Annotated in this window: 25 protein-coding genes; all 25 read right to left on the bottom strand. The window is 73.8% G+C overall.

The window, feature by feature from the left end:
• Positions 1 to 75 precede the first annotated feature (75 nt).
• Entirely contained in the window at positions 76 to 258 is a 183-nt protein-coding gene (locus GEV43_RS39780; RefSeq protein WP_160825775.1) for a hypothetical protein, read from the bottom strand.
• Entirely contained in the window at positions 258 to 977 is a 720-nt protein-coding gene (locus tag GEV43_RS39785) for a peptidoglycan-binding domain-containing protein (RefSeq protein WP_160825776.1), read from the bottom strand. The genes GEV43_RS39780 and GEV43_RS39785 overlap by 1 nt, the downstream gene beginning before the upstream one ends.
• Positions 974 to 1600: a collagen-like protein gene (locus GEV43_RS39790; protein ID WP_160825777.1), complete on the bottom strand. Its 627-nt coding sequence runs from the start codon at positions 1598 to 1600 to the stop codon at positions 974 to 976. The genes GEV43_RS39785 and GEV43_RS39790 overlap by 4 nt, the downstream gene beginning before the upstream one ends.
• Entirely contained in the window at positions 1597 to 1884 is a 288-nt protein-coding gene (locus GEV43_RS39795; protein ID WP_160825778.1) for a hypothetical protein, read from the bottom strand. Before GEV43_RS39795 ends, GEV43_RS39790 begins: the two co-directional genes overlap by 4 nt.
• Before the next feature lie 15 nt (positions 1885 to 1899).
• Complete coding sequence (locus GEV43_RS39800; RefSeq protein ID WP_160825779.1) at positions 1900 to 4509, bottom strand: alkaline phosphatase D family protein; 2610 nt, start codon at positions 4507 to 4509, stop codon at positions 1900 to 1902.
• 7 nt (positions 4510 to 4516) lie between these two features.
• The gene (locus GEV43_RS39805) at positions 4517 to 5278 is read right to left on the bottom strand and encodes a hypothetical protein (protein ID WP_206681594.1); all 762 of its coding nucleotides are present in this window, start codon (positions 5276 to 5278) and stop codon (positions 4517 to 4519) included.
• 13 nt (positions 5279 to 5291) lie between these two features.
• Positions 5292 to 6221, bottom strand: a complete 930-nt coding sequence (locus GEV43_RS39810) for a hypothetical protein (protein WP_160825780.1) — start codon at positions 6219 to 6221, stop codon at positions 5292 to 5294.
• A gap of 14 nt (positions 6222 to 6235) precedes the next feature.
• Complete coding sequence (locus GEV43_RS39815) at positions 6236 to 7414, bottom strand: siphovirus ReqiPepy6 Gp37-like family protein (protein ID WP_160825781.1); 1179 nt, start codon at positions 7412 to 7414, stop codon at positions 6236 to 6238.
• A 19-nt stretch (positions 7415 to 7433) separates the two neighbouring features.
• Positions 7434 to 8369: a phage tail protein gene (locus GEV43_RS39820; RefSeq protein WP_160825782.1), complete on the bottom strand. Its 936-nt coding sequence runs from the start codon at positions 8367 to 8369 to the stop codon at positions 7434 to 7436.
• Complete coding sequence (locus GEV43_RS39825; RefSeq protein WP_160825783.1) at positions 8369 to 12262, bottom strand: hypothetical protein; 3894 nt, start codon at positions 12260 to 12262, stop codon at positions 8369 to 8371. Before GEV43_RS39825 ends, GEV43_RS39820 begins: the two co-directional genes overlap by 1 nt.
• 48 nt (positions 12263 to 12310) lie before the next feature.
• Positions 12311 to 12829 carry a hypothetical protein gene (locus GEV43_RS39830; protein WP_160825784.1) on the bottom strand — a complete coding sequence of 173 codons (519 nt, stop codon included), beginning with the start codon at positions 12827 to 12829 and terminating at the stop codon, positions 12311 to 12313.
• Positions 12739 to 13098 (bottom strand): hypothetical protein, encoded by a 360-nt coding sequence (locus tag GEV43_RS39835; protein ID WP_160825785.1) that lies wholly within the window; start codon positions 13096 to 13098, stop codon positions 12739 to 12741. The genes GEV43_RS39830 and GEV43_RS39835 overlap by 91 nt, the downstream gene beginning before the upstream one ends.
• Positions 13099 to 13127: 29 nt before the next feature.
• Entirely contained in the window at positions 13128 to 13451 is a 324-nt protein-coding gene (locus GEV43_RS39840; RefSeq protein ID WP_160825786.1) for a hypothetical protein, read from the bottom strand.
• A gap of 92 nt (positions 13452 to 13543) precedes the next feature.
• Positions 13544 to 13873 carry a hypothetical protein gene (locus GEV43_RS39845; protein ID WP_160825787.1) on the bottom strand — a complete coding sequence of 110 codons (330 nt, stop codon included), beginning with the start codon at positions 13871 to 13873 and terminating at the stop codon, positions 13544 to 13546.
• Between the two features lie 2 nt (positions 13874 to 13875).
• On the bottom strand, positions 13876 to 14526 hold the full coding sequence (locus GEV43_RS39850; RefSeq protein WP_160825788.1) for a hypothetical protein: 651 nt from the start codon (positions 14524 to 14526) through the stop codon (positions 13876 to 13878).
• A 117-nt stretch (positions 14527 to 14643) separates the two neighbouring features.
• A complete protein-coding gene (locus GEV43_RS39855; protein WP_160825789.1) occupies positions 14644 to 15039 on the bottom strand; it encodes a hypothetical protein in 396 nt (131 codons plus the stop codon).
• Between the two features lie 2 nt (positions 15040 to 15041).
• On the bottom strand, positions 15042 to 15344 hold the full coding sequence (locus GEV43_RS39860) for an HK97 gp10 family phage protein (RefSeq protein WP_160825790.1): 303 nt from the start codon (positions 15342 to 15344) through the stop codon (positions 15042 to 15044).
• A 2-nt stretch (positions 15345 to 15346) separates the two neighbouring features.
• Positions 15347 to 15679 (bottom strand): hypothetical protein, encoded by a 333-nt coding sequence (locus GEV43_RS39865; protein ID WP_160825791.1) that lies wholly within the window; start codon positions 15677 to 15679, stop codon positions 15347 to 15349.
• Between the two features lie 3 nt (positions 15680 to 15682).
• The gene (locus GEV43_RS39870; protein WP_160825792.1) at positions 15683 to 16129 is read right to left on the bottom strand and encodes a hypothetical protein; all 447 of its coding nucleotides are present in this window, start codon (positions 16127 to 16129) and stop codon (positions 15683 to 15685) included.
• 1 nt (position 16130) lies between these two features.
• Positions 16131 to 16271 (bottom strand): hypothetical protein, encoded by a 141-nt coding sequence (locus GEV43_RS39875; RefSeq protein ID WP_160825793.1) that lies wholly within the window; start codon positions 16269 to 16271, stop codon positions 16131 to 16133.
• The gene (locus GEV43_RS39880) at positions 16268 to 16537 is read right to left on the bottom strand and encodes a hypothetical protein (RefSeq protein ID WP_160825794.1); all 270 of its coding nucleotides are present in this window, start codon (positions 16535 to 16537) and stop codon (positions 16268 to 16270) included. Before GEV43_RS39880 ends, GEV43_RS39875 begins: the two co-directional genes overlap by 4 nt.
• A gap of 12 nt (positions 16538 to 16549) precedes the next feature.
• Positions 16550 to 17572 carry a major capsid protein gene (locus GEV43_RS39885; protein ID WP_160825795.1) on the bottom strand — a complete coding sequence of 341 codons (1023 nt, stop codon included), beginning with the start codon at positions 17570 to 17572 and terminating at the stop codon, positions 16550 to 16552.
• 10 nt (positions 17573 to 17582) lie between these two features.
• Complete coding sequence (locus GEV43_RS48625; RefSeq protein WP_206681595.1) at positions 17583 to 18758, bottom strand: head decoration protein; 1176 nt, start codon at positions 18756 to 18758, stop codon at positions 17583 to 17585.
• 80 nt (positions 18759 to 18838) lie between these two features.
• Positions 18839 to 19669, bottom strand: a complete 831-nt coding sequence (locus GEV43_RS39895; protein WP_206681596.1) for a hypothetical protein — start codon at positions 19667 to 19669, stop codon at positions 18839 to 18841.
• On the bottom strand, positions 19653 to 21104 hold the full coding sequence (locus GEV43_RS39900; protein ID WP_160825796.1) for a phage portal protein: 1452 nt from the start codon (positions 21102 to 21104) through the stop codon (positions 19653 to 19655). Before GEV43_RS39900 ends, GEV43_RS39895 begins: the two co-directional genes overlap by 17 nt.

The raw sequence follows: 21104 nt of genomic DNA on the forward strand, positions 1-21104 counted from the left end.
AGTGTTCTTCCTCGGGTCGCGTACGCCGGTCGGGACGAGCGAGTCGTGAGGACACGCGGGCGGCAGGGCGCCGGGTCAGGGGCAGTCGTAGGGGCGGATCCTCTCGGTGATGTAGGCGATGGTGGCGCGGCAGGCCGAGCGGGTCTCGGCGGGCAGGTCATCCCAGGTGGGCAGCGGTTCGCCGCGGTGGTCCTGGCCGCCGGTCGCGGCACCGTAGGCGGCGTACGCCTCGCGCGCGAGTTCGTCCACGTCGGCCATCAGTGCACCCGCAGCAGCACGGGCCAGGTCTTCGGCCCGACGATCCCGTCGGCGTCAACGCCGCCCCACTTCTGCACGGCCTTGACGGCGGCCTCGGTGCCGGCGTCGTACACGCCGGTCATCTTCACCTCCGGGTGGCTGCGCGCGAGCAGCAGCCCCTGCACGGTTTCGACGTGCTCGCCGCGGTCGCCCTTGCCGAGGGTCGGGAGTGTGTTCACCAGGACCTCCATCCAGTCGGTCCCGCCGCTGCCGGCGGCGGGCATCCCTGCCTTGACCCACGCGCGCAGCGTCGCGCCCGGGCAGTCGGTCGAGTTGCCGGACAGCTGGCCGTGGCCGCGCTTGAGCAGGGCCCGGCCGGCCTTGTGGCAGGCGGTGTCGTAGAGCCACCGCACCGCGGCCTTGGCGGCCGGGGTGATGTCGCTCCCGTCCCGGCCGATCACGCACACGCCGATCCCGCTGCTGTTGTGGCCGGTGGCGTGCGCGCCGATGACCAGCCACCCGCGGCCCTCGTAGATCTCGCCGCGGTGGTTGACCAGGAAGTTGTAGCCGATGTCGGACCAGCCCCGGGAGTCCATGTGGAAGTCCTGGATGCTGCGCGGCGTCTGGCTGATCGGGCCTTCGGAGTGGTGCACGACGAACTCTCTGCGTGCCGACCAGGTGGTGGACGAGTGCGCGCGGGGCGCGCGTGCGCCCCAGCCTGCGCGGCTGATGATCTTCACGGATGGTCCTCCGGTGGGTTGGTGGTGCAGGTCCAGGCCGTGGCCGGTGGGGTGGGCGGGGTGCAGTACACGGTCGGCGGGGCGGGGCCGGGTTCGCCGCGCGGCCCCGGCTCGCCGCGTTCGCCCTGTTCGCCGCGCGGCCCGGTGGCGCCGGGCGGCCCTTGCGCTCCGGGTTGGCCGCTGGCGCCGGGAGCGCCGGACGGCCCGGCGTGCCCGGGGGACCCGGCCGTGCCGGGCTTGCCGGTGGGGCCGCGGGAGCCGGACGGCCCGCCGGCGCCGGGGCGGCCGCTGGCACCCGGCGCCCCGGGAGCTCCGGGCGCGCCGGGGGTGCTGCTGCGGGGCGGCGCGGGAGAGACTGCCGGGGTCCCGCCCAAGCCGCGGACCTGACCGGCGAGCGTCTGCACCTGCCGTTCCAGCGTGGCGCGGTCGCGTTCGAGGGCGGCGCGGTCGGTGCGCAGCTGCGCCACCAGCGCGGTGACGTAGGACGCGCCGACCACAACGACCACGACGGCCAGGAGCACCAGCGCGTCGCGGCCGCCGAGCCGACGCCGGCCGGTGCGCAGGCCCGCGGCGGGGACGGAAGGGCGCCCGGGAAGGGGGCCGGGAAGGGGGCCGGGTTTCATCGTCCCCCCTTCAACAGCACGGCGAGCACGATCCCGGCCAAGACCGAGGCGAGCACGGCGCCGATGCAGCCGTAGATCGCGGTGCGCGCGGCTGCGCGCGCGGCCTCGGCCTCGCGTTCCATCCGCGCCAGCCGGAATTCGAGGGCGGCCCGGTCGGCGGCGTACACGTCCCGCAGGACGAACGTGTCCAGGCGGGTGTTGATCGCGGTGAAGTCGTCGCGGACGTCGGCGCGGAAGTCAGCCAGAACGCGCGCGAGCTCGCCGAGGGTGGGGTCATTGGGCACCGGACCTCCGCTCGGTCACAGGGGGATGCCCCAGCCCAGGTGCCGGGTGATGCCCCAGGACATCTCGGTGCGCAGCACGACCTGGCCGTCGGCGATGCCGAGAGCCCGGACGACGATCTGCGTTCCGTTGTCCAGGACGTCGAACCATCCGTACTGCTGGCTCTTGACGGTGGTGGAGACGGGGTCGGGGTAGAACCCGCTCGTCAGGGCGCCGTTGCCGATGAAGGTGGTCTGGTCCCACGGGCTGACGCTGATGAGCGGGAACCGTCCGGGCACGTGGCTGCCGTCGTCGTGGGACAGGGCGTGGACGTCGCCGTGCACGTACAGCAGCGGGACGTCGTTGGCCTGGATGTAGGCGGCGAGCTCGGCGCGCTCGGTGGCGTAGGCCGACCAGGTGTCGTCGCCGGTGAACGTGCTCGCGTTGTGCCAGGCGTCCTCGTGGCACCAGATCACCAGGCCCACGCCGGGCGCGGCGAACTGGTCCTTGAGCCATGCCTTCTGCGCGGCGCCGAGCTTGGTCTTGGTGGCGGTGTCGGGCGCGGTGATCGGCGAGGCGTAGGACCGGCCGTCGGTCATGACGAACAGGACCCGGCCGACCTGCCACGACTGGTAGATCCCCGCGCCATCGCCCGGCAGCGGATGCGAGGGGACCAGCCGCCGGTAGACGGCCTGTACGGCGGCCGCGGCGGGGGAGTCGGCGGCGACGTTGGATCCGCCGAAGTCGTGATCGGACCAGGTGTAGGCCAGCGGCGCGGCCGCGTACAAGGCGGCCTGGTTGGGTTGGCCGAGCGCGTTGAGCCAGGCGGCCAGCGCCCACGCCGGGTCGTCGGTGCCGATGTCCTGGTAGTGCATGTCGCCCAGGTGCACGGTGAACAGCGCGGGCTCGCCGGTCGGCCCGGTGCGCGCGGCGGCGTCGGCGAAGCTGTCGGCGTTCGAGTTGGTGTCGGCGCAGCTGGCGGCCGCGAAGCTGAACGACGTCGGCTCGCCCGGGGCCGGGAGGGTGCGGAACGTGCCGAGGTGGCCGGTCTCCAGGGTGCCGTCCAGCTCGACCGCCCACCAGTACCGGGTGCCGGGGGTGAGGCCGGTGAAGACGGCGGCGGCCAGGCCGTCGCGGTCGGGCGCGGTCGCGGCGGTGTAGGTCGGTGAGGTCATCGCCGGGCTGGTCGAGCGCGCGAACCGTACCGCGGAGGTGAACTGGGTGGCGGCGGTGACGCGGGCTTGGTCGGTGGTGACGCCGCCGGCCAGGCGCGCGCGCAGCTGCGGCGGCTGCGCGGTGCCGTACCCGGGCGGCGCGATCGCCAGCAGGAACCCGGCCACCGACCCGGCCGCGGGCGACACCGCGGCGGTGCGGGTGCCGCTCGACCCGGACGCGGTCACGCCCTGCCCGGACACCTGCAGGTGCAGCGACGCCGACCCGGTCACCACGGGCACGGCCGCGATCTGAGTCATGGCGGCGGGTGGGGACACGACCGGGGTCGCGGTGCTGGTGGCGGTGGTCATGTGGCAGGCCAGCAGCAGGGTCGCGGGCGCGGTGAGGGTGGCGGCCGGGTCCACGATGGCGGTGGTCCCGGCGCCGGTCGCGGCTCCGGCCGCGTCGATCGGACCGCCGTCCGCGGTGGGCGGAGCGGCGCCGGTCACCCGGAACACCGTGGCGGCGGCGCGGGCCGCGCCGTTCGGCGACCGCCAGGTGTAGACCGGCGGTTCGCCCGCGGCGTCGGTGACATGCCGCCAGTACGCGGCCAGCACCCCGTTGGCGGTGTAGGCGACCGGGGCGGGCGCCCAGCCGGGCGGGATGGTGGTGAACGCGGGCCCGGAGTTGCGGTGCGCCAGGACCGCCACGAGCAGGTCGCCGTTCGCGGTCGCGGCCGGACGCGGGACGCGCAGCACGGCCGACGACGTCACCGACGCCGCCGCGGTGTCGTCGGCGGTGGTGTGCGCGACGGGCGGTTCGGGCGGGCCGGGCACCGACCCGGGGTTGAGGGTGAGCATGATGCCGGCGGCGCCGGTGCCCGCCGGGGCCACGGACGCGGTCCGGGTCCCGGTCGAGCCCGCGGCCGACAGCGCCTGCGCGCACACCAGGTGCACGGTCGTCGCGGTGCCGGAGTTGATGGTGTAGCCGCCGACGCTGCTCATCCCGGGCGGCGGGGTGATGGTGTTGGCGGTGCCGGTGTTGAGGTAGGAGGAGAACACCGCGAGCAGCAGCGCCTCGCCGGAGACGGCGGTGACGGCCGGGTCCACGATGGAGGTGGTGCCCGAGCCGACGCCGGCGCCGACCGCGTCGACCGGCTGCGCCCCGTCGACGCCGGTGCAGCGGAACACGATCGCGCCGGTGCGGCCGGCTCCGCCGGTGGTGTGCCAGGTGTAGTCGGTCGCGGTTTCGGCGGCCGCCGAGGGGATCGGCTTGGTGAACACCGCCGTGTTGCGCTGGACGGCGAACATGGCCTGCTGGGTCCATCCGGCCGGGACGACATCCCACGTCCCGCCGGACACCGAGCTGTTGAGCACGGCGACCAGCACATCGCCGCTGCTGGTGTTGGCGGGTTTGGCGACCGTGACCGTGCCGAGGTTGGGGACGGTGCCGGTGGTGACGTCGCCGGCGGCGGTGTGCGCGACGGGAGCAGCCATGTCGTCCTCAGCTCGCGACGATCGTGACGGTCAGGTCGGAGCCGGGGGTGGTGGTGCCGACCTGGTCGACGTCGACGGTCAGGTACTCGCCCGGCGACCACACCGGCGCGTCGGGCGTTCCGCCGGTGCCGGTCTGCTGCCCGGCCGCGATGGTCGGCCGGGCGGCCTGGTTGGTGTAGACCGTGGTGCCGTTCTTGTGGACGTCCACGATCAGTGCCTGCCCGGCCGGCCCCGTCCCGGCCGACGCGCGCACCGTGCCGATCGTCAGCGGCCGCCCGACGTCGTTGTAGATCCGCTCGACCCCGGCGCGGGGGGAGACGATCCCGCCGTACCCGAACACCAGGATGGAGGGGGCGCCGCCGGCGCGCGCGTCGACGTAGTCGCGGCTGGCGGCGGGGGAGTCGTCGGCCAGCAGCAGGTCGCCGTCCATGGAGTCGCCCGCCCGGGAGATCTTCCCGGCGAGCAGCGCGGGCAGGTCGGTGGTGACCATGAGGTACCGGGTGCCGGTGCCGCCGTCGATCCACAGTGTCAGCACCTCGTCGGGCGCCTGGAACCGCGGCGTCGCGCCGGCGGGTCCGGTGACGCCGTCGCCGGAGGTGACCGAGGTGACGGCGCCGCCGACCGCGTTGCGCAGGTCGGTGTACTGCGTGCCGCCGACCTGGGCGTTCCAGCATGTCAGGGTGGCGCCGGGCGCGAACAGCACCACGTTGCCGCTCCCGGGGGTGACGGTGTAGTCCGCCGGGGTGCCCCCGAACCAGTACCGCGTCATGGCCGTGGTCTCCTCACTGGACGTAGGTCAGGCTCGCGCGCAGCGAGGTGTTGTAGGTCAGGTCGTGGCTGGCCCAGTAGGCGGTGATCTTGCCGTCGGGCTGCACGCTCAGCCGGAAGTACCGGGCCCCGGACAAGATCGCGGCGAAGTACTTGTTGCGCGGCGGCCGGAACCCGACGGGAATCGTGGCGATCACCAGCCCGCTGATGTCGCCCTTGAAGATCACCTCGTTGAGGATGTTGCCGAAGATGGCGTTGACCTCGATGTCGACGGTGCCGCCGACCCGGCGCACCAGGCAGGACCCGTCCTCGCGCCACTTGGCGTTCAGAGAGATCGCCACGTCGCCGGTGTCGTCCACGAACGGCGTCGCCGCGGTCCCGTTCCACCCGTACCAGGTGCCGCCCTGGTAGAGGATGTCGCCGGCGGCGAGCAGCCCGGAGGCGTCGCCGAGCTGGCGGACGGGGCGGATCGCGCCGCCCTGGTACAGCGGCCGCATCCGCACCTGGCCGGGGGCGATGACGGCGGCGCCGGTGGGCACGGTCACCTCCGCCACCGGCACCTCGTAGACGCCGGTGTCGCCGCTCTGGCGGACCAGCGCCGGCGCGCCGGAGCCGGGGGTGCCTTGGCGGACCGCGGCGCGCACCAGCCAGGTGGCGCGGTCCAGCCGCAGCACGACCAGGTCGACGCGGGTCAGGCCGGAGGTGTTGGCGGCGATCGGCAGGGTGAGCTCGGTGCCGCCGGAGGTCCAGGCGCGGCCGAGGACCCGGCCGTGGCGGTCGGCCCGGACGTGGACCTCGCGGCCGCTGGAGTTGGCGTAGACGGCGTCGCTGGCCTCGGAGGGGGAGCCGACCAGGCCGTCGGCGTCCCAGGGGAGCCGCTGGTATTCGGCGTCGGTGACGGCGCCGGAGTTGTAGGCCGCGGCGGGCCAGGACAGCTCGGCCATGCGCTACCTCCTCATCATCGTGTTTCCAGGCGGCCGAGCCGCGCGGACAGCTCGCGGATCAGCAGCACCAGGCGGCGGTCGGTGGTCGCGTCCGGCGTGCCGACCACGCTGACGACCGATTCGCCGTCGTCGGGGGTGGCGGTCAGGGTGTCGGTGCGGACGTAGTCGGCGACCTCCAGCCCCGTGGGCAGGGCGACGGTGACCAGGTCGCCGATGCCGAAGTCGTAGCCCGCGCGCAGATCATCGGTGTCCACGGTCAGGGTGGTCAGCTCGACCGGGCTCGCGCCGCCGGCCAGTTCCTGCTGCCCGGCGGCGGTCAGCTCGCCGTCGGCGTCGGTCTCGGCCGGGCCGCTGACGTACTTCTCCACCCGCCACCAGGTGGTCTCGGCGCCGGTGTCGGTGACCTCCACGACCGGCGGGCTGGTCTCGCCGGACCCGGCGACGATCGCGCTGGTCACGGTCGGGGCCGACAGCTTGTACCGGACGTAGCGCAGATTGTTCAGATCGAAACTGAATCGGGCGGTGTCGGTGAGGTCCCGGCGGGCCCGCACCTCGAACAGGATCTGGTCACCGTCCGGGCCGCTGGTCTGGCGGGTGTCGAACGCGAGGTTGCCGCCGGCGAGCGCGACCTTGCGCAGCACGTCGCCGAGCGGCTCGAACCGGGTCGTCACCGCGGTGGCGGTCCCGACGCCGGCGGGCGCGCCCAGCACCAGCCGCGGGACGCGGCGGGCGGCCAGCGCGCCGGGTCCGGCGTTGAGGTTGACCAGGTCCCGCAGCAGCGCCTCGCCGCCCACGCCGGTGCGGACGTAGTTGGCGGGCTGGGACGCCGAGCTCGCCGGCAGCGCCGGGTTCGGGTAGGTCAGGTGCCCGGCGATCACCGCCAGGTCGCTGGAGAAGTTCACCTCCACGCCGCCGGGCGGGGGCTCGTCCTGGCCGCCGTCGGCGCCGCCGAGGCCCTCCTGCCATTCCTGCGGGATCTCCATGGGGCCGGCCGTCCAGACCTGACCGTCGCGGATCACGACCAGGCGGTGGCCGGGCTGCAGCTGCGCCATCACCTCCGGGCGGGCGGCGAGGGACAGCTGCCCTGACGCCGGCGCGTTGTCGGTCCGGGTGACCTTGAGCGAGTCCCAGTCGGCGATCGGGTCGCCGACCACGTTCAGGTCCTTGTCGGTCACCAGCAACGTGATGCTCATGGGATGCTCACCGCCCCGGTCAGGCCGACTCGTAGCGGGGGAAGAACTCCAGCCGTACGGCGGACCCGGGCCCGGCGCCGGCGACCGCGAACGTCACCGGATGCTCGCCGGGCGGCAGGCTCCACAGCACCGCGCCCGGCCAGTCCAGCGCCCCGGTCCACACCGCGTCGGCCGGGCCGCGGACCTGCGCCGGGTTGGTGCGGATCGTCGCGGTCTCGCCCGCCGCCAGTGGCCCGTGCGCGGTCAGCGCCGGATCGAGCGTGAACGCCTCACCGGTGGTGTGCAGCGTCGCGGTCAACCCGGACGCGGGCCCGGTGATCGTCCACGTCGGCCACGCCTCCACGTCACCGGGGTTGACGATGGTGGTGTCGCCGAGCACGTGCGCGCTGGACACCGTCGGGAACGGGACCAGGAACGGGACCCCGGTGGCGTAGGCGCGGTCGATCACCACCGGGTCGCGGTCACTCCAGTACGGGTCCTCGCACAGCAGCGTGATCGCGGCCTGGTCCGACAGCACGCCCATGCCGTGGCGCCCCTCGAACCCGGCCTGGTAGTACGCCGCCGCCTGGCGGGCGGTGCCGTCCGGCCGCGCGATCTCCAGCCAGCCCGGCCCCAGCCGGGACGTCTGGGTGAATGCGAGCATCAGCTCCCGCCACCGCGCCACGAACTGGGTGTGGGACTCGGCGCTGTAGACGTCCAGCGGCCAGGTGATCGCGCGCTGCTCGGGGCGGATGTGCCGGACCCGGACGCCGCCGCGCATCCGCTTGTCGGTGGTGATGGTGATCGCCGCGGCGTCCAGCCCGGCCACCCCGTCGGCGAGGGTGTGCCAGCCGAGGTCCTCGTTCATCAGCGGCCACACCGACCCGTCGGGCGCGTACCAGGTCGCCACGACATACCCGACGTCCTCGATGACCAGGCCGGGCTGGGCGGCGGGTGGGGCGGCGAGGATGGGCATTAGACGGGCCTCCCGATCCGGGCCAGGGCGTCCTGGCGCCGGGTCATCCGCTCCAGGCCCGCCTCGGTCAGGGTGTGCTCACGCGGGTACACGACGTAGGTGGTGCCGCCGGCGGTGCCGATGCGGGCCGCGCCGGCCATCGCGTTCAGATCGCGCTGGGGCAGCACGGCCTCGGGCCGGCGGGTGTAGTTGGCGACCAGGTTCAGCCCGGGCGGCAGCCACCCGCCCTCGTCGTGGGTGGGCTGCCCGGCGATGCCGCGCAGCAGTCGCGTCGCGCCCGGCGTCGTCCCGGCCCGGTTCTCGGCGCGGTCTTGGGCCAGGATGTCGGGCACGATCCCGCCGAGCCCGAACCGCGGCCGCCGGATGCTGGACGCCGAGTTGATGTAACCGGACTGCTTGCGGACCGAGTTGGACTCGTTGCCGCCGATCGTGATCGCGCCCCGGCCGGTGAAGATGTTGATGTGCCCGGCATCACCCCGGTACAGGCCCAGGTCGCCGGCCTTCTTGGCGCCCTGCGACACCCGGGGCAGGGACCGGTAGTTGGCGACCAGCGCCGTCCCGCCGACACCGCGCAGCGCCTTCTTGGCGCCCGCCTCGGAGAACACCCCGTCCACGAACATCCCGCACCACGGCAGCCCGTTCATGCCCATCCGCTGCGTGAACCGGTTGGGGTTCCCCGACAGCCCGACGTACTTCTCGGCGACCTTGACGACCTTGCCGCCGTCGCCGCCGATCTTGGCCTCCAGCGGCTTGAAGAAGGCGAGGATCTTGCCGACCAGGCCGCGGGCCGCGCCGACCGCCAGCTGCCCGAACGGCGTCCCGCCGACCGTGCGCTGCGCCAGGCCGAGCATCGGGTTGAACGCCTTGGTCGCGGTCTTCACCAGCCCGCCGGTGAACAGGTCCTTGGCGCTGTTGAGGAAGTCCCCCACGATCCCGCCGAGCCCGAACCGCGGACCGCCCGCGGAGGTCAGGTAGCGGGCGGCGGCGCTGGTTCCGCCCCGCGCGGCCGCGGCGTTGATGCCGTGGATGAACCCGCCGCCCAGGGCGCGGGTCGCGTCCGGCCGGATCCAGCCCTCGCCGGGGGAGACGGCGGCGAGCATCGTGTCGCGGCCGGGCGCGTACCCGGGCAGCACCCCGTACTGGCCCGGGCCGACCACGCCACCGCGCGCGAACCCCTTGATCTCACCGAGCTGCTTGGTGCCCGGGACGAGCTTGGCCACGGCGTTCCACATGCGGACGATGCCGCCGTTCCACACCGAGTTGATGACGAACGCGACCGGCTTTTTGGCAGCGGACTTCAGCCCGTCCCAGGCTTTGCCGATCGCGCCGACCGCGCTGCGGAAGTACCCGGCCAGCGACGACACCGCGGACCGCAGCCGGTCGAACGTCGGCCGGACGACGTTGTCGTAGACGCTGCGGATCACCGACCCCACCGACGTCCACACCGGCCGGATCACGTTGTTGTAGATCCACCGGACGGTGGGTGCGACCACGTTGCGGAAGATCGCGGCGAACGCGTTCAGCACCGGGCGGACCACGGCGTTGTAGACGCTGGAGATGACCGAACCGATCGCGCGGAACACCGGCCCGATCACCGCGGTCCACAGCCATCGGGCGACCGCGGCGATCAGCCGGAACGCGATGACCAGCGGCGCGATCAGCACGACCGACACGAACGTGAACAGCCACTGCGCCACCGTCGCGATACCGCGGAACGCCGGCGCGAGCGCGTTCTGCCACAGCCAGACTCCGGCCTGGCCGAGCCACCGGAACGCGGCGGCGAGGCCCGACAGCATCGGGCCGACCAGCCCGGCCAGCCAGGTGATCACGGTGACCAGCAGCCGGAAGACCGGGATCAGCAGCCCCATCCAGGTCGAGACGATCCCGACCGCCAGGGTGATCAGGAACCGCAGCGGCGGGACGAGGTAGCCGATCAGCAGCGCGGCCAGCTGCACCAGGGCGGGCAGCAGAGGCAGGATCGCGGTCAGCCACTGCGACCACAGCGGCACCAGCGGCATCAGTGCGGGCAGCAGGCTCGCGACGGCCAGGACGATCTGCTGCAGGGACGGCAGGCTGGCGGTCAGCGCGCCGACGAGCGCCTGGCCGATCTGCGCCGCGGTCTGCGCGATCAGGGTGATGATCGGCTGCAGGATGGGCAGCAGCCCCGACACCAGCGAGGCGATGACCTGGCCGAGCGGCACCAGGATCGGGACCAGCGCCCGCACGATGGTGCCGATCGCGCCGACCAGCACGCTGATGACCGGGCTCAGTGCCCGGGCGATCGGCAGCAGTCCCTTGACCAGTTCGGCGACCACCGACCCCAGCAGCGGCAGCAGCGGCGCCAAAGCTTGGGTGATCCCGCCGAGCCCGGAGAAGAACCCGGTCAGCGCCTGCGACCCCTCGGCCGAGGACAGGAACTTGTTGACCTCGTCCAGCACGACGCCGATCACGCCGAGCGCACCGCCACCGGCGGCCGACATCGCCTGGAAGACCTTGGCGACGATGCCGCCGACGTCGGCGAGGACGCCGCCCAGCTGCTGGGCGACGGCCAGCGCCCCGCTGATCCATTCCTGGACCTTCCCGGCGGCGGCCATCCGCTGCAGCCACGACCCGAAACCGGCCGCGACCTTGGCGACCAGGCCGGCGATCGACCCCAGCGACCCGGCGCCCTGCGCCGCGAACGCCGCCAGCCCGGCCAGCACCGGCTGCATCGCCGGGCGCAGCCGGCGGATCGCCGTCTCGGTGCCGCTGAAGACCGACCGGACCGCCGACACCCCGGCACCCGAGCGGGCGAACCGCGCCACCGACAGGCCGGCCAGACCGAGCTCGGCCGCTACGCCCTTCACCCCGGCGCGGACCGGCCCGGCCAGGGAGGCGGTCAGCCGGGTCAGCTCGCCGCGCAGCGGCGCGAAAAGAGCCTGCTGCGCCGCCTGCTGCACACCGAGCAGGGTCGGTTTGAGCGTCCGCAGCTCGGTCGCGACCGACCGCGCCGCCGGGCTCAGCTTCTCCAGCGACTCGGAGAACTCGGCGGCGTCGCCGGTCAGCGCCGCCGAGAACGCATCCGACACCCCGTACAGCGCGAGCTTGAGCGTGCCCAGCGCGGCGGTCTTGGCGGCCAGCACCGCCGGCAGCGCGGCCGCGAGCCCCAGCAGCGGGCCCAGCGCGTTGACCAGCTGCACCGCGCCCAGCGCGACCGGCGCGAACTTCAGCAGCCCGACCGCGCCCGACAGTGCGCCCAGGCCCTTGCGGGCCAGGCCGCTGACCGCGGTCAGCGCCCCCAGTCCGCGGTTGGCGCGGTCGACGTCCACGTCGACATCGACGTGGACGTCGTCGTGGTCCAGGCGGTCGATCTGCTGCTGGAACCGGTCGATGCCGGCCAGCGCCGCGGCGATGTCGGCGCGGACATGGACTTCGGCGCCCTGGGAGGTGCGGTCGAGCTCGGCGCGGATCTGGGCCAGCTCGCGGGTGGCGTCCTCGGCGGAGATGTCGATCCCCACTCGCGCGCGCGAGAGGATCTCCATCCGCGACCGCAGCTCCTGCAGCGCCCGGTCGGCGTCGGAGGTGTTGGCGCCGACCCGGATGTTGGGCAGCTGCGCGGCCGCCTGCCGCAGCGTCCGCTCGAACGACTGTGCGAACGCGCCGCCGGACTCCTGTCCCTGCTGGCGTTGCTGCCGCTGCTGGCGTTGCTGCTGCTGCTGGAACGGCTGGAACGGGTCGCCGCGGCGGGTGCCGCGGCCGAACCCCTGCCCGAACTGCTGCCCGGCCTGCTGCCCGAACCGCGTCACATCGCCCAGCAGGCGCCGCAGCTCGGCCGCGACCTGGGTGTGGAACCCGCGCATGTCCGGGCGGACCGGGATGTACGCCGACCCGGCCTGGTCGCCTCCACCTGCCATGCCTCACCCCCCGGGCGTGGTCGATCAGCAGGACGGGACAGCGCAGGGTCAGCGGCGCAGCAGCCGCGCGGTGAGCGCCTTGTGCTTGGTCCACCGGGTGCGTTCACGCAGCCGGTCGATCGCCAGCCGCGGCCGCCGGTACGGCGGCACCCGCGGCGGCTTCTTGCCGGTGGAGGCGACCACCGCGGCGATCAGCACCCCGACCCGGTCGTACAGGTCGGCGACCGCGCGGGTGGTCGGGTCGAACTCGGTCAGCGACGGCGGCCGCGGCGGCGCGTCCAGGTCCATCTGGGCGGCGACCTCGTCGTCATCGGCGATCGCCGCCATGGTCCGCGAGTGCGACGGCAGGGAGTCGATCAGGTTGAGGACGAACCGGTAGCGCCGCCGGCGGACCAGGCCGGCCAGGTCCCACCCTCCGGTGGTGGTGGCCGTGCCCAGCGCCAGGTCGGCCTCGATCGCCTCGCCGTACCGTTCGATCAGGTAGGCGAGGCGCCGCCGTTTCCCTCGTCCTGCTCGGTGACTCGGTAGTACTCCTGGACGTGGCGCATCAGCGCGACCAGCCGCCAACCCTCCATCGGCACCGACTTGAAGTGCGCCCAGTCGTCGGACGACATCAGGCTGCGCAGCTGCGCGACGACGTTGGACGGGTCGATCCGCACCGACTTCTGCCATTCCTTGGTCATCGGGTCCTGGATGGTCAGGACCCGGCCCTTGAACGGGAAGGTGTACGGCTCCTCGGGCGCGTCGTCCTCGCGCGTCAGCGCGAGAATGTCCATGCCGGTGATGCGCGGCTTGTCGCGGTGGGCGGCGGTGCGGCTGGTACGGGGTGCGGCCATGGGTGGGCTCCCTCTCGTGGTCGGGGTGGTCAGGACTTGCGCTTGCGGGCCGCGGCCGGCGCGGTCGCTGCGGCGGTGGTGGTGGGCGGCAGGAAGGCGCCGCGCTCGACCTCGGGCGCGGCGGCGGGCCGGTACCCGTTGAACTGCAGCCGCAGCTCGTCCGCGCGGTTGTAGGCGTCGCGCTCGGCGCGGCCATTGGTCATCGCGAGCGGGTACCGGGCCCGGTCCTCCTCGGCCGCGGACGGCGCGCCGGACACGGCGCCGGGCGCCGGCGGCGGGACCGCGACGGGTTCCGGAGCGGGCGCCGGGCCGGGGCCGGAGTCGGGGTCGGGCGGTACGGCGGACACGGGCATCACACCTCCACAGGGCGGCGGGCGGGCGTCGGGTGAGTCGCGTCGGCCGGCCGCCCACCCAGCGCCGGCCGACGCGACGATCAGGGGCCCGGCTACGGCTCCAGGGCCTGGAGCTTGAGCTGGGTGCTGTCGACGTCGATCGACAGCCGCTGGGAGTACCACTCGGTCACAAAGCCGCCGAACGTGCGGGTGGCCGAGGCGGGGATGGACACGACGCGGTCGGCGACGGCCTGCCCGTCGATCGTCTGCGGCAGCACGAACGTCACCGAGTGCGGGTTGGAGGCGTCGGCGTTGCGGACCGTGATCACCGTTCGGCCCGTGTTGGTGACCACGTGCCCGTCGACGGTGTTGCCGTCGACCTCGGCGACCGCGGTCACCCCGCCGCGGGCGGGCCGGGTCGCCGCCAGGGGAATGCGCGCCATGATCAGAACCCCATCGCCGTCAGCATGGAGAACCAGCCCGGCCCGCCGAACAGCCACAGCTCGGAGTAGCCGGCGGTGCGGTCGTAGCGGCCGGTGAGGGTGACCGGCCACAGCAGCGCCTCGTCCTCCTCGCTCTGGTACGCCTGGTCGCCGACCTCCTCGACCTCGGCGCGCGGCAGGAATCGGGCGACGTAGATCTCGCCGGCCTCGTTCTCGTCCACCCCGATCGCCAGGCACCGGTACTTTTTCGGCTTGGGCCGTTCGGGCTTGGCGATCTGCACCTCGCCGGTGGTCGGGTCCGGGACGATCCCGGCGACGTCGGCGCCGGTGTGCAGCCCGATGGTGACGAGCTTGGTCTCCTGGCAGCCGATCTCCAGCTGGGTGGTGTCGCTGGTGATGTCCGAGCGGGTCGGGGTGACGCGGCCCGCCGAGGTGATGTCGGACTTCTCGATCTCGCGGGAGAACTGCGCCCCGTCGGAGTTGATCAGGCCGACGTCCTCGTACCCGGCGGGCAGGGCCTTGAGCAGCTTGTCGGCGTCGGTGAGGGTGGTGATCGCGTCCGCGGTGATCGGCGCGACGAAAACGCTCATGTCGACGGTCTTGCGGATCAGGTCCTCTTGCTTCTTGGACAGCGTGAGGAAGTTGCTTCCCATGAGGTCCCCTTCCTGGGCGGGACTCGCGTGATGGAAACCCCGCGGGCGGGGCGGTGGCGGGTGGGCACGCCGCAACGCCCGGGCCCGGGCAGGGGCGCGGGTGATGCGGACTGGGGGTCAGGTGCGGCGGCGTAGCCGCAGCCGGTAGATCGCGGTGCGCATCCGCACCTGCGGGTTGGGGTGCGGGACGGCGTGCGGGGCCACCTCCGTGGTGGCGCGGTCCATGATCCCGGCGCTGGTGCGGGCGCGGCGGCGGCCGAACCGCTGCCGCGTCTGCTCGGCCAGCGTGCGCGCCTCGGCCGAGGTGGCGGCGTAGGTGTCCACCACGATCCGCGCGGTGTCGGTCAGCTGGTCGTCGCTGCCGCCGATCCGCAGCACGCGCTGCAGCGGCAGCCGGTCCTGCAGATCCTCGGGCGTCACGATGACCACCTGTTCGGTGGTCAGGTCGTCCAGCAGCGCGGCGGCGACGTCCTCGGCGTCGGGGTAGGGCGGCCGCTCGACCGGGGTCGGCACCTTCAGCCCCGCTCGATGTCGTCCACGACCTGGCCCAGCACGTGGTGCCGGCGCTCCACGTCGCGGGCGTAGGCGGCGGTGTTGATCAGGCGGGCCTCGGCGCGGTCGCGGCTGGGCCCGCCGCGGCGCGTCACCTCGACGCGGAACGCGGCGGCGTAGTCGCCCGAGTCGCGCGGCGCGCGGGCCTGGGCCGCCGACGCGCCGGTCTCGGCGCGCCGCCGCATGAGCTCGGCCATCTGCGGGCCGGTCATGATCCGGCGCACGCCGGCGAAGTCGGGCACGTACCTGATCCGGGCAGTGGCCATGCTCATCCCTTCACGCGCTGCAGGATCACCTCGCGATGATGCGGTGGCCCGCCGGGCGGCTCCCAGCTGGCCGGGTCGCCCTGCACCTGGTACTCCTGGCCGCGCCACCGGACGCGGTCGCTGGCGCGGATGTCGGCGCCGGGCGGCGCGAACACCAGGAACCCGCTGGTGACGGTGAGCCGGTGGTCGTCGTCCTCGGTGCTGGGCGGCGCGCTGCCGCCGCCGCGCGGCTGGACGTAGCAGCCGCCGACCGGGGTTTCGGTGGGCGGCCCGGCGGGGTCGCCGCGGTAGTCGACGGGCTGGCGGATCACGGTCAGGGTGTCGGTGCCGAACATCGCTCAGCACCACCGCCCGTACCGGTCGGCGCGGTAGTCCCGGCCGGCCCGGCTGTAGGGGGTCGGGCAGGCGGGGTAGGCGTCGTCGGTCAGCTCGACGGTGTAGGCGTCGCCGGCGCCGTCGCCGGTGTATCCGGCGAGCAGGTCCTCGACCTCGGCGTCGGTGACGTACAGCCCGCCGTCCTGGTCGAAGCTCGCACCGTACCCGCCCATCTGCACCGACCGGCGGCCGCCCGGGTTGGTGAGCCTGCGCTGCACCATCGTGACGGCGAGGCTGCGCGCGATCGCCGGGTCGGGGGAGTACCCGGCCGGCAGCTTGCTGCGGATCAGGGCCGAGGCGTCCTCCAGCAGCACGGTGACCTGGTCGGCGGCGGCGCCGGACAGGTCCACCTGGTTGCGCACCGCGTAGTCGCTCGCGGTGGCGTACGGCTGGGGGGACGGCTCGGCCACCTCACGCCTCCGGGGTGACCGGAACGCCGGCGTCGCGCAGCGCGGCCACGATCGCGTCGCGCCTGGCGTCGTCGGGCACCGCGACGCCGTGCGCCGCGGCGTACGCCGCCCACGCCTCGCGGCTCGACCCGGCCCCGGTCATCGGCGGCACCGCCACCCCGCCCGGGCCCCCGCTGTCCCCGGGTCCCCGCTGTCGTCCGGGCCCTGGCCGCCGCGCGGGTCCTCGAGCGTGCCGCCGGCCGGGCTCGCGCCGGGGCCGTCGGCGCGCTCGGTGTCGGGCGGGGTGTCCCAGACGTCCGGGTTGGTGATCTTCTTGGTCGCCCAGGTCGGGACGGTGTCGCCGGGCCCGAACACGTGCACCTGGCCGACGTCGTCGGCGACGTGCACGTGCGTGATGAGCTTGCGCATGTCCGGCTCCTTTCAGGCGACGTCGGCGCAGAACGTCAGGTCGGGGTTGGCCAGCACCGGCAGCGCGATCCCGGCGGCCTTGGTCCACACCGCGACCGGGTCCTTGGTGGAGTACGACCCGGCGACGATGCCCGGCTCGTCTCCGGACACCGCGAAGTCCGGTTCGAGGGATTCGGCGGTGGTGCCCCACAGGGTCCGGCCGAGCTGGTCGCCGTCGACGCTGCCGGGGTCGGGCAGCAGCAGCACCCGGTCGTCGGGGATCACCCGCGTCGCGGTCGCCCCGACCCGCACCTGCGCGTCGTACACCTCGATCGGCGGCAGCCCGAACGCGTCCAGCACCGCGGCGAGCGAGGTCTGGGTGACGATGTCGGGCTGCTGCGACCCGCCGGGGAACACCAGGTTGCGCATCTCGGCGTTGCGCATCAGCAGCGCCATGACCCGCCGGGAGGTCAGCATCACGCCCGGCTCGGACCCGTTGGTCGCCACGTAGGTGTCGCGCCAGGCCATCAGGTCGGTCAGCGGGACGGCGTTGGCCGCGGTCCACAGGATCGCCGGCGCGACGGTGTGGCCCGGGGCGCGCCCGAAGTCCACCGTGGCGATGACGCCGTTCTCGTTGATGACCAGCTTGCCCGAGTACAGGGCCTCGCCGCGGGCCAGTTCGACCCGCGCGGCGACCGAGCGGGTCATCCGCTCGGAGTCGTCCAGGATCGCGTCGCGGACCTGCTGGTCGGCGCGGCGCTGCCGGAGCCGGTCGTACTCCCCGAGCCGCACCTTGCGGGAGATCGGCGGCAGCTCGCCGGACACGCGCGTCAGCCCGGGCCGGGACCCGATCGGCGACTCGGCGTCGTAGGCGCGGAAGGACGCGGCCTCGGTCAGGCCCTCCCCGCCGCGGGTGAACCGGTAGTCCAGGTCGTCGATCGCCTCGCTGGGCAGGAACCGCGACAGGGTGAACTGGTTGGCCTCCAGGTCCGCCAGCGCCTGGCGGACGTACCCGGTCAGCTCCGCCGGGGCGATGAAGTCGGTGTTGAGGTACACGCTCTGCTCCTCAGACGAAGATGATCCGGCCGGCGACGTCGGCCTTGCCGTTGGCGTCGACCGCGACCGGCAGCTTGGACTCGACCACGATCGCGTGCAGCAGCAGCGCGCCCTGCGGGTCGGTGTTGGCGGTGGGGGCCCGGACGGCGTCCAGCAGGAACCCGGCCAGGGTCTGGCGGCCGTCGGTCGCCGCGTCGTCGTAGGGGCCGTACTTGCCGACCTCGCCGCCGCCCGCGGTGGAGGTGATCCGCGCGATCGGCAGCCCGGAGGGGAAGAACCCGTTCGGGTAGTGCGTCCCCGCGGTGAACACGCTCTTGTCGAGTGTGACGGACCGGGCGGTGTCGGTCCCGTGCTGGGATCCGAGCCAGGTGTGGTCGGCCTGGCCGTAGGTCGTGGTGGTGAGGCTGAGGTCCATGTGGTGCCTTCCTTCAGGTCTTCTTGCCGCGCCGCGCCGCGTACAGGTCCGCGCCCGAGGCGACCGTCGGCTTGTCCGATGAGCGGCCGCGCACGCCCTGGTCCAGGCTCTTGCCCCGCCCCCGCCCCCGCCCCCGTTGCCGCCGGTGCCGGTGGCGCCGGTGGTGATGGGCGAGGCGGCGAAGAACTCCTTGGCGTCGTCCTCTAGCTGCTCGATGGTGTCGCCGACCAGCCGCTTGGCCGCCGAGAGGACCTTGGCGCCCAGTTCGGCGGGCAGCCCGTGCTTGAGGGCGGCCTCGATGCGGTTGATGCGCGGTTCGAGCTGGCCGCGGACCGCGGCCTCGGTGTCCTTGCGGGCCTGGTTGACGGCCTTCTCCTGCTCGGTGGCGTTGGCCTCCTTGAGCGTGTCGAGCTCGGCGGCCTTGCCCTTGAGCTCCTCGTAGTCGCCGTACTTGCCCCGTTCACGGTCCAGGCGCTCGCGGATGATCCGATCGACGTCGGACTGGGTGAACGTCTTGTCGCCGGCGTCGCCGCCGTCCTTGCCCGTGCCGCCGTCCGGGCCCGTCCCCGAACCCGTGCCCGCGCCTCCCTCACCGGCGCCGCCGCCGGTCCCGCCGTTGTCGGGGCCGTCGTCCTCGCCGCCGCCGAGCACCGGCCAGACCGGCCGCCCGGACGGCAGCACGGCCAGCGCGCGCAGCCCGGTGAACGGGTGCACCGGCAGGCCCTCGACCAGGGACGTGTGGGGGACAGGGGTGGGCAGCTGCATGGTCATCTCGTGTGTCTCCGTAGCCCGTCGGCATGTCCGGCCGTTGAGCGCCGGCCGTGGCGCGTACCCGCAGGGGCGCGGGTGGTCTAGTCGCCGCCTGCGCCGCCGCCGGTCAGGTCGCCGGGGCCGGTGAAGCGGTCGCGGGTGCGGGCGAGCACGGGCCCGATCTCGCCGTGCTCGTGCGTGACGAGGAACTGCCGGTAGTCCGGGGCGCGGCCGCCGCGGTCGGCCTTGCCGAACGTGGTGGCGATCGCGTCGTGCACGTCTTCCAGCAGCGGCTCGTTGATCACCTGGCCGGGGTCGGTGTCCCCGACGATCGGGGCGACCGCGCAGTCACAGCCCGGATGGATCGGCAGCAGGTTCTCCTTGCGGTACCGCTGGGTGGAGGCCACCACGCACAGCCCGCACGACACCGAGCCCACCAGCACCCGCCGGTACCCGGTCACGCGCGGGTCGGCGTCCAGGACCTGCCGGGCGGTGTGGGTCTTGGCCAGCTGCAGGTCGGTCGCCGCGACGTGCAGCAGCCGCCGCTCGGCGTCGGCCATCGCCTGCTCGAACGGCTTGTCGTCGCCGAGCCCGGCGTACAGCGTGCGGAACGGGCGCGCGTACAGCACCTCGGGGTCCACGCCGCGCAGCTGCGCCCCGGTCGGGGCGGGTGCCCCCGTCGGGCGGGGCGGCCCGCCGCGCATGTCGGCCAGCAGCGCCGCCAGGTAGGCGTCGGTCAGGCTGGCCATCTGCCGCTGCGCCCCGAGCGCTTGGGGCACCGCGGCCCGCAGGAACCCGGCCTGGTCGCCGTCGCGCCACGAGCCCAGCCCGCGCCACAAGGTCAGCAGCACCGCCAGCAGGCTGGCGCGCATCTGCCCGGTGGTCTGGGCGTAGGCGCCGATGATGGCGCGCTGCTCACGCGCCCCCATCATCGCCCCCGTCGCCGGTCGCGCCGACCGGCGGTCGCGCCGGGGTCTGCGCCTGGGCGGTGGCGTCGGCGGCCATCTGCAGCGCTTGCGCGCCGGCCAGCTGGTCGGCGGCGGCCTCGGACACGATCCGCTGCACCCGCTGCGGCGACTCGCCCATGTCCTCGGCGATGACCGCCAGCGGGTACCCGATCGCCTTCTTCTTGGTCGCGGCGTCGGCGGCGACCGCCGGGTTGATCAGCCGCGGGTTGCGCCAGCGGACCTCGGCCGCGGTGAAGTCGCGTTCGACGCCGGCGATGCGCGCGGCCATGCCCAGCGTCTCCTCCAGGCCCTCGCCGAAGTTGGCCTGGTGCTCCTCGACCTTGGCGACGTGGCTGACGTCCAGCGCCTCGATCGTGTCGGGCGAGATGTTCACCAGGTTCCCCGCGTAGGTGTAGGCGGGGGTCCGGGAGATGATCAGCAGGTCGCGGATGTCGGTCTCGTGCGCACGCAGGAGATCATCGATCTGCGACTGCTGGAAGTCTCCGAACTGTGCGTTCTCGAACTCCGACGCCCACACCGCGCCCGGCCCTGGCTTGAACGGCTGCTCGACCGTCTGCAGCCCGGTCTCGGGGTCGGTGACCTTGCGGAACTTGTGACCCCTGATCCACCGCTGCCGGAACGCCGAATAGCGTTCGATGGTCATGCGGTTCAAGACGCCCAGGTTGATGCGGTCCTGGATGTCGATGACGTTGTCGAACTCGGCGACGGGGTCCTCGCCCAGGAACGGCCTGCAGGCGAAGGGGACCACGGGCACCGAGCCCAGTTGGTGCGGCCCGCCGCCGTCCGGTCCCTGCAGCCGCGTCCAGATCTTCGGTCCCCAGCGCATCGGTCCGCGGCCGCGCGAGCTCGTCTCGTACCGCACGAGCTGGTCGGGCAGGTACACCGTCGCGCGCGCCACCCCGGCGACGTCGTCGTACCACGCCTTGAGCGCGGCGAGGCGTTCGCCGGTCGCCGGGTCGTGCTCCACGATCGTCTCTCGCGGATGCTCCAGCGTGATCAGCGGCCGCCGCTCATCGCGCGGGTGCGGGCCCACCATCAGGTACGCCTCCGACAGCGCCAGCGCCGTACGCCACAGCACCGCCTGGCGCGCGTCCAACCGGTTGGCCTGCCACCACCGCCACGCCTCGGTGTCGGGCCTTCCCTCTCCGTCGGCGATCCCGATGACCCGCAGCCGGTTCACGCTGCTGTCGGCGACCTCCAGGCAGAAGTTCGAGCGGGCCTTGCGCTGGAAGTCGCGGTACGCCTCGCTCTCCTTCTTGGGGCCCTGCGGCAGGGGCGGCTCGCCGCGGTAGTAGTCCCACCACACCCGCAGGTTCGGCTGCCGGTCGGTCAGCCGCCGTCCCAATCGCAGCAGCCACCAGTCGGGGGTCCCGACACTCTCGTGCTCCTCAAGCGCCAC

The organism is Actinomadura sp. J1-007, assembly GCF_009793335.1.
Classification (GTDB): Bacteria; Actinomycetota; Actinomycetes; order Streptosporangiales; family Streptosporangiaceae; genus Spirillospora; species Spirillospora yumaensis.

Coding starts and splice junctions, on each gene's coding strand:
- GEV43_RS39895 (WP_206681596.1), bottom strand. CDS start 19,669: ATGATGGGGGCGCGTGAGCAGCGCGCCATCATCGGCGCCTACGCCCAG.
- GEV43_RS39860 (WP_160825790.1), bottom strand. CDS start 15,344: ATGGCCACTGCCCGGATCAGGTACGTGCCCGACTTCGCCGGCGTGCGC.
- GEV43_RS39875 (WP_160825793.1), bottom strand. CDS start 16,271: ATGACCGGGGCCGGGTCGAGCCGCGAGGCGTGGGCGGCGTACGCCGCG.
- GEV43_RS39805 (WP_206681594.1), bottom strand. CDS start 5,278: ATGACGCGGTACTGGTTCGGGGGCACCCCGGCGGACTACACCGTCACC.
- GEV43_RS39880 (WP_160825794.1), bottom strand. CDS start 16,537: ATGCGCAAGCTCATCACGCACGTGCACGTCGCCGACGACGTCGGCCAG.
- GEV43_RS39780 (WP_160825775.1), bottom strand. CDS start 258: ATGGCCGACGTGGACGAACTCGCGCGCGAGGCGTACGCCGCCTACGGT.
- GEV43_RS39800 (WP_160825779.1), bottom strand. CDS start 4,509: ATGGCTGCTCCCGTCGCGCACACCGCCGCCGGCGACGTCACCACCGGC.
- GEV43_RS39840 (WP_160825786.1), bottom strand. CDS start 13,451: ATGCCCGTGTCCGCCGTACCGCCCGACCCCGACTCCGGCCCCGGCCCG.
- GEV43_RS48625 (WP_206681595.1), bottom strand. CDS start 18,758: ATGACCATGCAGCTGCCCACCCCTGTCCCCCACACGTCCCTGGTCGAG.
- GEV43_RS39820 (WP_160825782.1), bottom strand. CDS start 8,369: ATGCCCATCCTCGCCGCCCCACCCGCCGCCCAGCCCGGCCTGGTCATC.
- GEV43_RS39850 (WP_160825788.1), bottom strand. CDS start 14,526: ATGGGAAGCAACTTCCTCACGCTGTCCAAGAAGCAAGAGGACCTGATC.
- GEV43_RS39790 (WP_160825777.1), bottom strand. CDS start 1,600: ATGAAACCCGGCCCCCTTCCCGGCCCCCTTCCCGGGCGCCCTTCCGTC.
- GEV43_RS39810 (WP_160825780.1), bottom strand. CDS start 6,221: ATGGCCGAGCTGTCCTGGCCCGCCGCGGCCTACAACTCCGGCGCCGTC.
- GEV43_RS39825 (WP_160825783.1), bottom strand. CDS start 12,262: ATGGCAGGTGGAGGCGACCAGGCCGGGTCGGCGTACATCCCGGTCCGC.
- GEV43_RS39835 (WP_160825785.1), bottom strand. CDS start 13,098: ATGGCCGCACCCCGTACCAGCCGCACCGCCGCCCACCGCGACAAGCCG.
- GEV43_RS39845 (WP_160825787.1), bottom strand. CDS start 13,873: ATGGCGCGCATTCCCCTGGCGGCGACCCGGCCCGCCCGCGGCGGGGTG.
- GEV43_RS39815 (WP_160825781.1), bottom strand. CDS start 7,414: ATGAGCATCACGTTGCTGGTGACCGACAAGGACCTGAACGTGGTCGGC.
- GEV43_RS39865 (WP_160825791.1), bottom strand. CDS start 15,679: ATGTTCGGCACCGACACCCTGACCGTGATCCGCCAGCCCGTCGACTAC.